The organism is Pseudorhodoplanes sp. (genome assembly GCF_035565855.1).
Classification (GTDB): domain Bacteria; phylum Pseudomonadota; class Alphaproteobacteria; order Rhizobiales; family Xanthobacteraceae; genus Pseudorhodoplanes.
In genome coordinates, this window is the sequence record NZ_DATMRX010000241.1 from 1 (window position 1) to 11122 (window position 11122).

Below are 11122 nucleotides of genomic sequence, written 5' to 3' on the forward strand. Positions count from 1 at the left end.
ACGGTTGGTCGAGGTCTTGAAATGGGCGTTGCCGAAGCCGCCATTGCCGCCTCTCGCCAGCACCACCTCCTGGCCGGCCTTGTCGAGATCGGCGAGCAGGGTCTCGCCATCTTCCTCGTAGATCTGGGTGCCGACCGGGACCTTGAGGATCAGATCCTTGCCGTTGGCGCCGTGACGGTCCTTGCCCATCCCGTTGCCGCCGCGCTCGGCCTTGTGATGCTGCATGAAGCGATAATCGATCAGGGTGTTGAGCCCGTCGACCGCGCGCGCGATCACGTCGCCGCCGCGGCCGCCATCGCCGCCATTGGGGCCGCCGAATTCAATGAATTTTTCACGCCGGAACGACACGCAGCCGTTCCCGCCGGCGCCGGACTGGATATAGATCTTGGCTTCGTCGAGGAATTTCATGGGCCGCAATATAGGTGAGGCCGGCGCACTTCACCCGAGATTTGTGTGCTAGGCTGAACAAAACCGATCGGCCGCTGGATTTGCTATCTTTGAGCGCATGACGAACCTCCTGCCGGGCAGACAATTGCGGGCTTTGGCAGCGTTGATCGCGGCCTATGCCATCGCGTTGCAGGCGGTGTTCACGACGCTTGCGCCGGTGCAGGTGCAGGCGGACGGCTCGCTTGCGGTCTATTGCTTCGGCAACGGGGCTACGGACAGCGCCGACCCCGGCGCGCCGCAGGGACCGGCTCCCGCCGCCGGCAAGATCAGTTGCGTCCTGTGCGGCGCGTGCATGGGCGGGACCGCAATGCTTCCGGCCGGCGCGGTCGTTGCCGCGTTGCCGGTGTCGCGGCCGATTTCACCGGCGCCCCCTTCCGCCGGCGATGCCCCGCCTGCCTCCCGCATCAGGGCCGGTCCGGCGCGCGCTCCTCCGATGAATGTGTGACCGTCTGCCGCGCCGTGCGCGCGGCCCATCCCACACAGATTCATCGGAGAAAGTTCATGTCACGCAAGGCGTTCCTTGCACTATCCGCTTTGGGCGTCGCGTCGCTCGCTTCTGCCGCGGCCCAGGCCCATGTCACCCTCGAAACGCGCGAGGCGCGGTCCGGCACAAGCTACAAGGCGGTGCTGCGCGTCTCGCATGGTTGCACCGGCAGCCCGACGACCAAGGTCAGCGCGCAGATCCCCGAGGGGGTCATCGCGGTCAAGCCGATGCCGAAACCCGGCTGGCAGATCGAGACCGTGCGCGGGCCGTATGGCCAGTCTTATCCCTATTTCCATGGCCAGCAGCTCAGCGAAGGCGTGAAGGAAATCGTCTGGAGCGGCGGCAAGCTGGCGGACGATCACTATGACGAGTTCGTCTTCTCGGCTTACCTCGCGCGCGATCTCAAGCCCGGACCTGTCTATATCCCGGTGACGCAGCAATGCGAGAAGGGCGAGTGGCGATGGGTCGATATCCCGGCAAACGGGCAGGACTCACATGCGCTGAAATCGCCGGCGCCGGCGTTGATCATCCTCGCGCAGCAGAGTGAGCCAGGCGGCGGTCATGGTGCTGCGACCACCGGTGAGGCCAAGACCTACAAGGCGGGATCGCTGACGGTGGAGGGGCCGTGGGCCCGCGCGACGCCCGGTGGCGCCAAGGTGGCCGGCGGCTATCTGACAATCACCAATACCGGACAGGAGCCGGATCGGTTGATCGGCGGAACGGTTCCATTCGCACGCCGTTTCGAGGTTCACGAAATGGCGATGGAGGGCGGTATCATGCGGATGCGGCCTCTCGCCAATGGGCTCGAGATCAAGCCGGGAGAGACCGTCGAGCTGAAGCCGGGCGCTCATCACCTGATGTTCCTCGACCTGACGTCCGGCCTGAAGGTCGGCCAGTCGGTGAAGGGCACGCTGCAATTCGAAAAGGCCGGAAAGGTCGACGTCGAGTTCAAGGTCAGCCCGATCGGAAGCGGCGCGCCGAAACCAGCAGGCCATTCGCATCATCACTAGCGAAACCGCCGGGCCTACTGCAGCCAACATGGAGGCGCTGTGCCTGCCCGCACAGCGCCTCAAACTTTTGCGGATCACCCGGCGCTTTTGCAGATCGTCCGGAAGATATAAAACCACTTTGATCTTCCCCGAAAGAATCGACCTGCCGCAGAATTCTGCGATCGTGATGCATACAAGCGAGGAGGGCGAGAAGCGTCTTCGCGATAATTTTTTTGTCCGGCACATCCAGATCGCAAAGGCCCGCAATGCCGGTTTCATTCCGGAAACCGCATCGTGTGCGCGAGTCCGGACTGGACCGCGAAGATCGGATTGTCGCCGGCGGACCTGATCGCGCTGAACCGCCGCAGCGTTGCTGTTGGTCACGTTGCGTGAGGAATTCGAGACCGAAATTCTGTCCGATGCCGGTTTCCGGCAACATCGGTCCGCGCGGCGACGGCTATTTCCCCGATCAGATGATGACCGGCGACGAGGCGACGCGCTGCTACGCCTTTCAATGCGATCTGTCGCCGATACCGAGTCCGATCTGATCAGCGCGGCGAAGCCGAGCGAGACGAAGCAATCCATAGAGCTCCCGAGCCAATCCGAGAGGGCGAACGGATTGCTACGCTTTGCTCGCAATGACGGAACGGTCAGTCGACGAAACGGCGCTCCACTCCGCCAGGATCATTCACGTCTTCGAAGATCATTCACGCCTTCGAATACGAGCATGGAAGACGCAAAATCTGCGAATGCGTCGCCGATCCGGAAGCGCCGCAATGTTCACCAGCGGCAATGTTCACCTAATGAAAAAGCCCGGCTGGCGTGCCGGGCTTTTTTGACCTCTCGATGTTCCGAAAGCGGCTGTGTCACGTCCGGCCGCTTTCGCAACACATCACCGCACCTTCAGATTTTCAGCCGATTCGCGTCCGCGATTGGACACGATTTCGTACTCGATCTGCTGGCCTTCATTCAGACCGGTCAGGCCCGCCCGCTGCACTGCGGAAATGTGCACGAACACATCCTTGCCGCCGCCTTGCGGCTGGATGAAGCCATAACCCTTGGTCGCGTTGAACCACTTCACGGTACCTGTAGCCACGTCTATTTCCCCAATTAACGAGATGTCCGCCGACACGAGCGTCCGGTAGAACATCTCGCAGGCTTTCCGTTCATAGCCGGAAAAGCGAGAAATTTCCACCTCTCATTGCGGTGGGCGGGACACAACCGGAATGGAGCGGATGTCAGGACACCCGCTTCACGTTACTCCAGCGGCGCAACGACGCCCACAATCCGCGATCCAGCCGGAATCGATCGATGGGTGCCGACGAATTGAGCGCTTGAATCCGGCACAGGCCGACACCGGTCCATTGAAATCCGCACTTCTCCAGGATGCGTCGCGACGCCGGATTAATGACGCGGGCGCCGGCGCACAGGCTTTCATGCGCAAGTTCGGTGAATGCAAAATCGATCACGGCGCGGACCGCTTCGGTGCCGTAACCCTTGCCCCAATGCTTGACGCCGAGCCAATAGCCGATCTCCGGTGCTGCATCATCGTGCATTGCGAGACCGCAGGCGCCAATCGGCAGCCCGGCATGCGTGGTGATCAGAAAAGCGATATCCCCCTGAGGCGTATTGGCCGCGGCGATGAAATCCTCAGCATCGCTACGAGAATAGGGATGCGGGATGCGTCGCGTGTTCTCGGCGATACGCTTGTCGTTGGCGAGCGCGGCTACGTGCTTAGCGTCCTCGAGTTTCGGCGCGCGCAGAATCAGCCGCTCGGTCTCGAGGACGGGGATACAGCCTTCCCGGTAGGTCCGGGTTTCGAGTTCCAGGCAGGTCATGGTCAGGCTCCTTTGTAAAAGTTTTGAGGGGGAGCCGGTTCACCCGTCTCCCCCTCAAAACTGGAGCCCGTCTGAGGGTCCCCCGGGTTCGACGTGAACCGGCGGACCTCACTTGAGATTCGCCGTTTACTCTGCCGCAGCTTCCGTCATCGGTACGACGGAGATGAACGTGCGACCGTTACCTTTGGCTTTGAATTCGACGCGACCAGCGGTCAGCGCGAACAGGGTATGGTCTTTGCCGATGCCGACATTGTCGCCGGGATGCCACGTGGTCCCGCGCTGACGCGCAATGATGTTGCCAGGCAACGCCACCTGACCGCCGAACAGCTTGATGCCGAGGCGGCGGCCCGCGGTGTCGCGGCCGTTACGGGATGATCCGCCTGCTTTTTTGTGAGCCATGGCTCAATCCTTCTCTCAAAATTCTAATAATCCGATTCCGTGACGGAATCATCTCATTTTGTGGGCCGCCTTGCGGCACCGCGCAGATTTTTCGCCTCCGGCCCCGCGCGCGTGACGCGCGCGGCCAGGTCGCTGGCCTAGGCGGCTTCGCTGCCTTCGGCCTTGGGCGCGGGGGCCTTGCGTTCCGGCTTCGGCTTCGGGCCTTTGGTCGGCTTGGCGCCGCCGGTGAGGATCTCGGAGACCCGCACGACGGTATAATCCTGCCGATGGCCGCGCTTGCGCCGCGAATTCTTGCGCCGACGCTTCTTGAAGGCGATAACCTTTGGGCCCCGGCTCTGTTCTACGATCTCGACCGCAACCGATGCGCCCGCGACGAGCGGGGCGCCGATTTCCGGCTTGTCTCCGCCCAGCATCAGCACGTCGCCGATCTGGACGATCTGACCCGGTTCGCCGGCGATGCGGCCGATCCGGACCACCTGGTCCTCGGCGACCGAATATTGCAGGCCGCCGGTCTTGATGACTGCGAACATCGTTTTTTCCTTCGTGTTCATGCCCCGGCGCTCGGATGAACCGGACCGGCTTCTTTCAGTCTGATGGGTGTCCGGCCGTGCCCGGAAGCACGAAAAGGGCCCCCAAAAGGGGCCCGCCGTTGGGCCGGTTTATGGGGGGAGAGCCCCACAGAGTCAAGAAAAACGGGCCGATTCCGGGGCGGGATGACGCCCCGTGCGGGCGGGTTTTTGGCGATCGAGCCGGCTCCTCCCCGGTTTCAGATGAAGAAAATCCTATCGGAACGGCTTTGGACTTGATCGGCCCGGCCATCCGCGGCTTTGCTGCGCTCCCGTTCAAAACCACAACACCAAGCCTGAACGATATCGAGGAAACGCGAAATGCCGGTCATCGACGTCCACACCCATATGCTCACGCGCGACTATCTTGAGCTGCTGCGCACCCACGGCACCGGCAAATACACCCTGAAGAAAACCAGGGCCGGGCAGGACGCCGTGCATCTCTACGATGCGCCATTCATGACGCTGTTTCCGGGCATGTGGGACTACGAGCTTCGCATCAGGAAGATGGACGAGGCGAAAGTCGATATCGCCATCGTCTCGCTCACCTGTCCGAATGCCTATTGGGGAGGCCGCGAGGTGGCGCTGAAGGCGGCGCAGATCGTCAACGATTCGATGGCCGAGCAGCAGCGCGCGAAGCCGGACCGCATCCGTTGGTTCGCCTCGCTGCCCTTTCAGTATGCCGACGACGCGAAAGCCGAACTTAATCGCTGCGTGAAGAACGGAGCCGTCGGCGTGATGGTGATCGCCAACATCGACGGCGACGATCTCACCGATCCGAAATTCGCCCCGGTCTGGGCGGAGATCGACAAGTTGAAGCTGCCGGTGCTCGTGCATCCCGGTGCGCCGCAGGGCGTGCGCGAACAGCACATGGACGAATTCAATATGATTCCGCCGGTCGGCTTCATGGCGGATACCACGCTCGCCTTCACGCGGATGATCTATTCCGGATTCCTGGACAAGTATCCCAACATCAAGCTGATCGCCTGCCACGGCGGCGCGACGCTGCCCTATCTCGCCGGCCGGCTCGATCGCTGCTGGGAGATGATCCCGGGCTGCGCCGAGGTGATCAAGGACAAGCCGTCAACCTATCTGCAGCGCATCTGGTACGACAGCGTGGTGTACGATCCGCGCGCGCTCGATCTGTGCATCTCGGTCGCCGGGTCGCCGGACCGCGTGCTCTACGGCTCGGATTATCCGCACAATATCGGCGACATGATCGGCTGCCTCGCCCGCGTCAATGCGCTGCCGCCCGATCAGGCGAAGCGGATCGCGGGCAAGAACGCGGAGGCGCTGTTCAAGCTGTAGCGTAGTGCGCAACGACCAGAGCTGCGCGGCATGGCGGCGTCGCTTGCGTCAGCACAGCGTTGCCGCAATGATACCGACATGACGGTCATTGTCTGGCGCGGCATGACGCAGGCGCAGCTCGACGCCGCCTACAACAACTCCATTGCGGTTGCGGACAGCGCAGAGCGCCTCGCCGGCTGGACAGCGCGCAGCGCCGCGTTCCGGCAGCAGCATCCCGAACTGTTCGACCTCGCTTATGGGCCGCGGCCGCGCAACCGCATCGACATCTTCCGGTGCGGCAAAGAAGGCGCGCCGCTCTTTGTCTTCATCCATGGCGGCTACTGGCAGCGCAATGCCAAGGAGATCTTCAGCTGCATGGCCGAAGGGCCGATGGCGCGCGGCTTCGATGCGGCGCTGATCGGATACACGCTCGCGCCCGAGGCGACGCTCGCTGACATCGTCGCCGAGACTCACGCGGCGATCCGCTGGCTGCGCCGCGAAGGGCCAACCTATGGTGTTGCGCAGAGCCGGCTCGTGGTGTCGGGCTGGTCCGCCGGCGGGCACCTGACCGCGATGGCAATGGCGCTTGACGAGGTCGATGCCGGGCTCGCGATCAGCGGCATCTTCGATGTCGAGCCCTGTGCGCTGAATTATCTGAACGAGAAGCTCAACCTCACCGTGGAGGACGCGCGGGCGCTGAGCCCGATCCAGCATTTTCCCGCCCGATCCGCGCCGCTGACGATCGCTTATGGCACGGGCGAGCTGCCGGAGCTTCAGCGGCAGTCGCGGGATTATCATGCGGCGCGGCGAACGGCCGGCCTGCCGGCAACGCTCCTGCCTCTGGACGGGCACGACCACTTCTCGATTCTGGACGAGTTTTCGGCGGACGGCCACCTGACCGCGGCGCTGATGGTGTTGGTCTCGCATTAGCATCGTCAGCCGAGGCCAATGTCCCGGCGAAGGCGCGGCGGCAATTCGCTGAGGTCGTAGCGGATCCGATGCGCGAACAGGATGCGATCGGCAGCGCGCGCCAGTCGCGCGACAAATCGCCAGACATGCGTGCCGATACTCGGGCCCGCGGCGAGGCTATGAAGCGTGATATCGGTCATGGCTGCACACTCGCGGCGCGGAAACGTCGATCGTAATCGTCGGCGAGCGCGTGCAGGGCGGCCGCGCCGTCGCCCGCGAAGGACGGGCCGTGCATCAGCGCCAGTCTGCGGGGTGCGAGGCTTGCGAGGCTGCGGATGGTCGCGCCCATATTCGGCGCGAGCGCCGAATACCGGAACAGGTCTTCGGCCGCGATCGCGGGTCCGACGACATCGCCCTCGGTTAATGCGGGGCCGTCGCCGACCTGCGTGAACAGGTCGCCGCAGAGCAGTGTTTGGGTTTGCTCCTCGAACATCACGCCGGCGTCCCAGCCATGCGGTGTGTGCGGCGTACCGATGTAACGCACGCGCTTGCCGCCGCCGAGCTCGATGACCTCGCCGTCCTGCAGGATGCGGGGCGCGCGGTCCGACATATCATTCAGCGACACATAGACGCCGGTCTGGCCGTGCGCGACCTGCGCATGCGGCGCAATCGCGAGCCATTCGTTCATTGCGCCGCATTCGTCGGCCTCGTAATGGCCGAAAGCAATGTGGCGCAGCCGCTCGGGCGCGATGACACGACTCAACGCTGCCCGATTGAGCGGAAACATCCTGCGCAGGCCGGTGTGGAACATCAGCGGCTCGTCGCCCAGGATCAGGAACTGGTTGAAGGTGAAGCCGGAGGGCGGTGCAATCTCCGGCACGAAGGTCGACAGGCGGAAAATGCCGTCGGCGATTTCGGTGATCCTGGTTTCCATGACCGGCTCCCTGGGGGCGTGATGGCACCCCATTTCATTGCACAAATATGTGTAATGAATAGTCGCCGCCTTGCAAGATTTCGTTGCACACGTTAGTATAACGAAATGGTGAGCACCCGACGCTACACCCTGAGGAAGCGCGCGGAGCAGCAGGCGGAGACCCGCCGGCGCATCGTTGAAGCCGCCATCGAATTGCATGGCACCGTCGGCCCCGCGAACACGACCCTCAGCATGATTGCCGAGCGGGCGGGTGTTCAGCGCCACACGCTCTATGCCCACTTCCCGGACGAGCGGAGCCTTTCGCTCGCCTGCTCGGGATTGCATTTCGAACGCCAGCCAATGCCCGCTGCCGCTGCGTGGCGTGACATCCGCGATCAGCGCGAGCGTCTGACCACGGGGTTGCGGGCGATCTATGACTGGTACGAGCGCAATGAGGCGCTGGTCGCCTGCGTGGTGCGCGACGCGGAGATTCATCCCCTGACGCGGGAGATTGTGGAGCTACGCTTCGCGCCATTCATGATTGCATGGAACGAGGTGCTGGGCGCCAAGCTGACCGCGAAGCAGCGCGCGATGCTTCAGCTGGCGCTGAGCTTCCACACCTGGCGCACGCTCGCTCGCGGCGCCGGACTGAAACAGGCCGCCGCGGTCGACGCGATGGTGCAGGCAATCGATAGCGCGAAAGCCTGAGCGCGCCACTATCGGGTGCGCTTTCCCACTTCATGAAAATTCACGAGAGAGGCGAATGCGTTGACGGATCAAATGCCGCATTGGCCCGTCATGCCCGCCCGTGCAACAACAAACGCAAACAACGACCACGCACGGGAAACGCTCATGCTCAGATCGACAATGGCGCTTGTCGCCACCGCATTGTTCGCTTGCGCAACGCATTCGCATGCCCAGACCTGGCCCGCGGGTCAGCCGATCAAGGTCATCATTCCGTTCACGGCCGGCAGCGCAACCGACGTGATCGCGCGCACCGTGTTCGAGCAGGTCGGCAGTCAGATCGGCCAGACCTTCGTCGTCGATAATCGCGTCGGCGCAAGCGGCACGCTTGGCGCCAACGCCGTCGCGAAGGCCGATCCGGACGGCTATACGCTGCTTGTCAATTCATCATCGCACACCATCACGCCATCGACTTTCGCGAACCTGCCCTACGACACCGAAAAGGATTTCGCGCCGGTCATTCCGCTCGCCAATCTCGCCAATGTGCTGGTGGTCGCGCCCGCGAAATACAAATCGGTGAAGGATCTGGTCGAGGCGCTGCGCGCCAGGCCGGGCACGCTGAATTACGCATCGGCCGGCGCTGGCAGCGCCTCGCATGTGAATGCCGAGCGCTTCCTGCTCGCGACCAAGGCCAAGGCACAGCACGTGCCGTTCAAGGGTGCGCCCGAAGCCTTGCGTGAAATCGTGGCCGACCGGATCGACTTCTATTTCACTCCGCTCGCGCCGGCCCGCGGGCTGATCAACGACGGCAAGCTTGCCGCCATCGCGGTCTCGGCATCGTCGCGCAGCAAGGCCTTGCCGGGCGTGCCGACCACGGTGGAGGCCGGCTATCCGAACTCGGAATATAATTTCTGGATCGGGGTGTTCGCGCCGGCCAAAACTCCCGCACCGATCGTGGAGCGGCTGCACAAGGAAATCGCCGCGGCTTTGGCCAATCCGGGCGTGCAGGAAAAGCTGACCAAGCTTGGCGCCGATCCGTTGACAATGAGCGCCGGCGATTTCCGCGCGATGATCGCAAAGGAGATCAAGGACAATGCGGAACTTGTGAAAGCGGCGGGCATCGCGGGGAAATAGGAGTCTCGGTCACCCCCGGGCTTGACCCGGGGGGCCGTCATCCTCGCAAGATGGATTGCCGGGTCGCGCCGCTCACGCGGCCGCGCGGCAATGACGACATTAAGAGCAGCAGGAGTCGGGAGTTACACTTGGCTGAGATCGTCGCGGCGTTCGGGTTGCCGCACACCCCGTATTTTCCGTCGAAGGTCGAAGAGGAGGGCCCCTCGTCGCCGACCGGCATCATGTTCGGCAAGGCGCGCGATGCGCTTGCAGCGGCGCGGCCCGACGTGATCGTGATCTTCGATACCGATCACTACAACACCTTCTTCTTCGACAATTTTCCGATTCTCGCGATCGGCATCGACGAGGGCTTTCGCGGCCCGAACGACGAGCCGCGCGGCGGCATGCCGATCTACGACGTGCCGTCGATGCCGAGGCTCGCGGAGGCGATCCGCGACGAGGGCGTGCGCGCCGGCTACGACATCGCAACGCTGCGCGATTTTGGCTGCGACCATTCGGTGATGGTGCCGCTGCATTTCGTCAATCCCGGCATGCAATGGCCGGTCATCCCGTTCTTCATCTCCGGCCATGTGCCGCCGCTGCCGCCGGCGCAGCGCTGCTTCGACCTCGGCCGGCAGATCCGGCGTACGCTCGAGGCCTATCCGGATAAGCTGCGCGTCGCGATCATCGGCACCGGGAGCTTTTCGCTCGAGGTGTTCGGCCCGCGCATCCGGCTCGGCTTCACCGATGGCGTGCCGGACCCGGACTGGGTGCACGAGGTCTGCCGCTATATCGCCGCCGGCGACACCGCCGGGCTGATCGCGGCGGCGACCGAGGACCGCATGCATGCGGCGGGGAATGTCGGCGGCGAGCTGCTGAACTGGATCGCGATGCTGGCTTTCACCGACGGACGCAAGCCCGATTTTCTCGACAAGCAGATGGAAAACGGCCACGCCTATGCCGGCTGGCGGCTCTGAGACCGGTGAGGTGAAGCGATGAGCGTCCTGGAACTCGACCGGCTCTGCCGCGAAACCCTGCGCGACCACGCCTTCCGCAAGGCCATGCAGACGGATCCCGAGGGCGCCATCGCGCGCTACCGCCTGACCGAGGAGGAGAAGCGCGCCCTCCTGGCGGGTGACGTCGTTGCGTTGCACCGGATGGGCGTGAACGATTTCCTGATGGGGTATCTCGCCCGCTTCGGCATCTGCGGACTCAACATCCAGAACTTCAGCGAGCGCATCCGCAGCGCCGGCACGGCGGGAGGCGGGCATTGACGGCCGTCCGCCGCTCAGGGTGACGCGGGCCTCGGGTTTCGCCACCGGCGGGCGTTCGCGACCCTTGTTTCGCGCAGGCTCCTTGGCTAAGTAAGCGCCCGTCCGAGGGCGGTTCGCCCTGTTCGGCCCCCGCGGAGAGGTGGCTGAGTGGTTGAAAGCACCGCACTCGAAATGCGGCATACTCGCAAGGGTATCGGGGGTTCGAATCCCTCCCTCTCC

15 protein-coding genes, 1 tRNA gene and 1 pseudogene are annotated in these 11122 nt (G+C 63.7%); 10 read left to right on the forward strand and 7 right to left on the reverse strand.

All coding sequences use genetic code 11. From position 1 onward, the window contains the following. Nucleotides 1–408: pseudogene (gene obgE / locus VN004_RS13290) on the reverse strand (GTPase ObgE); the annotation flags it as partial. A gap of 97 nt (nucleotides 409–505) precedes the next feature. Between obgE and VN004_RS13295 the strand changes: the two are divergent. From VN004_RS13295 to VN004_RS13305, 3 genes are all read left to right on the forward strand, one after another. Beyond that, on the forward strand, nucleotides 506–892 hold the full coding sequence (locus VN004_RS13295) for a DUF2946 family protein (protein ID WP_325610756.1): 387 nt from the start codon (nucleotides 506–508) through the stop codon (nucleotides 890–892). Nucleotides 893–948: 56 nt separating this feature from the next. After that, on the forward strand, nucleotides 949–1941 hold the full coding sequence (locus VN004_RS13300; protein WP_325610759.1) for a DUF1775 domain-containing protein: 993 nt from the start codon (nucleotides 949–951) through the stop codon (nucleotides 1939–1941). 368 nt (nucleotides 1942–2309) lie between these two features. Further along, nucleotides 2310–2468 (forward strand): hypothetical protein, encoded by a 159-nt coding sequence (locus tag VN004_RS13305; RefSeq protein ID WP_325610761.1) that lies wholly within the window; start codon nucleotides 2310–2312, stop codon nucleotides 2466–2468. Nucleotides 2469–2812: 344 nt separating this feature from the next. Here the strand turns inward: VN004_RS13305 and VN004_RS13310 are convergent, their stop codons facing one another. From VN004_RS13310 to rplU, 4 genes are all read right to left on the reverse strand, one after another. Further along, nucleotides 2813–3016: a cold-shock protein gene (locus VN004_RS13310; RefSeq protein ID WP_325610763.1), complete on the reverse strand. Its 204-nt coding sequence runs from the start codon at nucleotides 3014–3016 to the stop codon at nucleotides 2813–2815. Nucleotides 3017–3158: 142 nt separating this feature from the next. Beyond that, nucleotides 3159–3758, reverse strand: coding sequence for a GNAT family N-acetyltransferase (locus VN004_RS13315; RefSeq protein WP_325610765.1), 600 nt, complete (start codon nucleotides 3756–3758; stop codon nucleotides 3159–3161). 126 nt (nucleotides 3759–3884) lie between these two features. Next, nucleotides 3885–4157: a 50S ribosomal protein L27 gene (gene rpmA, locus VN004_RS13320; protein WP_325610767.1), complete on the reverse strand. Its 273-nt coding sequence runs from the start codon at nucleotides 4155–4157 to the stop codon at nucleotides 3885–3887. Between the two features lie 137 nt (nucleotides 4158–4294). Continuing rightward, nucleotides 4295–4687, reverse strand: coding sequence for a 50S ribosomal protein L21 (rplU, locus tag VN004_RS13325; RefSeq protein WP_325610769.1), 393 nt, complete (start codon nucleotides 4685–4687; stop codon nucleotides 4295–4297). Between the two features lie 357 nt (nucleotides 4688–5044). Between rplU and VN004_RS13330 the strand changes: the two genes are divergently transcribed. Together VN004_RS13330 and VN004_RS13335 are read left to right on the forward strand one after the other, a co-directional pair. Further along, nucleotides 5045–6031, forward strand: coding sequence for an amidohydrolase family protein (locus VN004_RS13330; RefSeq protein ID WP_325610771.1), 987 nt, complete (start codon nucleotides 5045–5047; stop codon nucleotides 6029–6031). A gap of 78 nt (nucleotides 6032–6109) precedes the next feature. After that, entirely contained in the window at nucleotides 6110–6940 is an 831-nt protein-coding gene (locus tag VN004_RS13335; RefSeq protein ID WP_325610773.1) for an alpha/beta hydrolase, read from the forward strand. 5 nt (nucleotides 6941–6945) lie between these two features. Here the strand turns inward: VN004_RS13335 and VN004_RS13340 are convergent, their stop codons facing one another. Together VN004_RS13340 and VN004_RS13345 are read right to left on the reverse strand one after the other, a co-directional pair. Next, nucleotides 6946–7119, reverse strand: coding sequence for a hypothetical protein (locus tag VN004_RS13340; protein WP_325610775.1), 174 nt, complete (start codon nucleotides 7117–7119; stop codon nucleotides 6946–6948). Continuing rightward, complete coding sequence (locus tag VN004_RS13345; protein WP_325610777.1) at nucleotides 7116–7853, reverse strand: MBL fold metallo-hydrolase; 738 nt, start codon at nucleotides 7851–7853, stop codon at nucleotides 7116–7118. Before VN004_RS13345 ends, VN004_RS13340 begins: the two co-directional genes overlap by 4 nt. A gap of 105 nt (nucleotides 7854–7958) precedes the next feature. Between VN004_RS13345 and VN004_RS13350 the strand changes: the two genes are divergently transcribed. The 5 genes from VN004_RS13350 to VN004_RS13370 all read left to right on the forward strand — a co-directional run bounded on the left by VN004_RS13350 (nucleotide 7959) and on the right by VN004_RS13370 (nucleotide 11122). Then, entirely contained in the window at nucleotides 7959–8540 is a 582-nt protein-coding gene (locus tag VN004_RS13350; RefSeq protein ID WP_325610779.1) for a TetR/AcrR family transcriptional regulator, read from the forward strand. A 144-nt stretch (nucleotides 8541–8684) separates the two neighbouring features. Continuing rightward, on the forward strand, nucleotides 8685–9650 hold the full coding sequence (locus VN004_RS13355; protein ID WP_325610781.1) for a tripartite tricarboxylate transporter substrate binding protein: 966 nt from the start codon (nucleotides 8685–8687) through the stop codon (nucleotides 9648–9650). Between the two features lie 128 nt (nucleotides 9651–9778). Then, nucleotides 9779–10606 (forward strand): extradiol ring-cleavage dioxygenase, encoded by an 828-nt coding sequence (locus VN004_RS13360; protein ID WP_325610784.1) that lies wholly within the window; start codon nucleotides 9779–9781, stop codon nucleotides 10604–10606. A gap of 18 nt (nucleotides 10607–10624) precedes the next feature. Then, the gene (locus VN004_RS13365) at nucleotides 10625–10903 is read left to right on the forward strand and encodes a hypothetical protein (protein WP_325610786.1); all 279 of its coding nucleotides are present in this window, start codon (nucleotides 10625–10627) and stop codon (nucleotides 10901–10903) included. Nucleotides 10904–11036: 133 nt separating this feature from the next. Next, a tRNA-Ser gene (locus tag VN004_RS13370) sits at nucleotides 11037–11122 on the forward strand.

Excerpts from the sequence above, each read along its gene's own strand:
- VN004_RS13295 (WP_325610756.1), top strand. The coding sequence starts at position 506 with ATGACGAACCTCCTGCCGGGCAGACAATTGCGGGCTTTGGCAGCGTTG.
- VN004_RS13300 (WP_325610759.1), top strand. The coding sequence starts at position 949 with ATGTCACGCAAGGCGTTCCTTGCACTATCCGCTTTGGGCGTCGCGTCG.
- VN004_RS13315 (WP_325610765.1), bottom strand. The coding sequence starts at position 3,758 with ATGACCTGCCTGGAACTCGAAACCCGGACCTACCGGGAAGGCTGTATC.
- rpmA (WP_325610767.1), bottom strand. The coding sequence starts at position 4,157 with ATGGCTCACAAAAAAGCAGGCGGATCATCCCGTAACGGCCGCGACACC.
- rplU (WP_325610769.1), bottom strand. The coding sequence starts at position 4,687 with ATGTTCGCAGTCATCAAGACCGGCGGCCTGCAATATTCGGTCGCCGAG.
- VN004_RS13330 (WP_325610771.1), top strand. The coding sequence starts at position 5,045 with ATGCCGGTCATCGACGTCCACACCCATATGCTCACGCGCGACTATCTT.
- VN004_RS13335 (WP_325610773.1), top strand. The coding sequence starts at position 6,110 with ATGACGGTCATTGTCTGGCGCGGCATGACGCAGGCGCAGCTCGACGCC.
- VN004_RS13340 (WP_325610775.1), bottom strand. The coding sequence starts at position 7,119 with ATGACCGATATCACGCTTCATAGCCTCGCCGCGGGCCCGAGTATCGGC.
- VN004_RS13345 (WP_325610777.1), bottom strand. The coding sequence starts at position 7,853 with ATGGAAACCAGGATCACCGAAATCGCCGACGGCATTTTCCGCCTGTCG.
- VN004_RS13350 (WP_325610779.1), top strand. The coding sequence starts at position 7,959 with ATGGTGAGCACCCGACGCTACACCCTGAGGAAGCGCGCGGAGCAGCAG.
- VN004_RS13355 (WP_325610781.1), top strand. The coding sequence starts at position 8,685 with ATGCTCAGATCGACAATGGCGCTTGTCGCCACCGCATTGTTCGCTTGC.
- VN004_RS13365 (WP_325610786.1), top strand. The coding sequence starts at position 10,625 with ATGAGCGTCCTGGAACTCGACCGGCTCTGCCGCGAAACCCTGCGCGAC.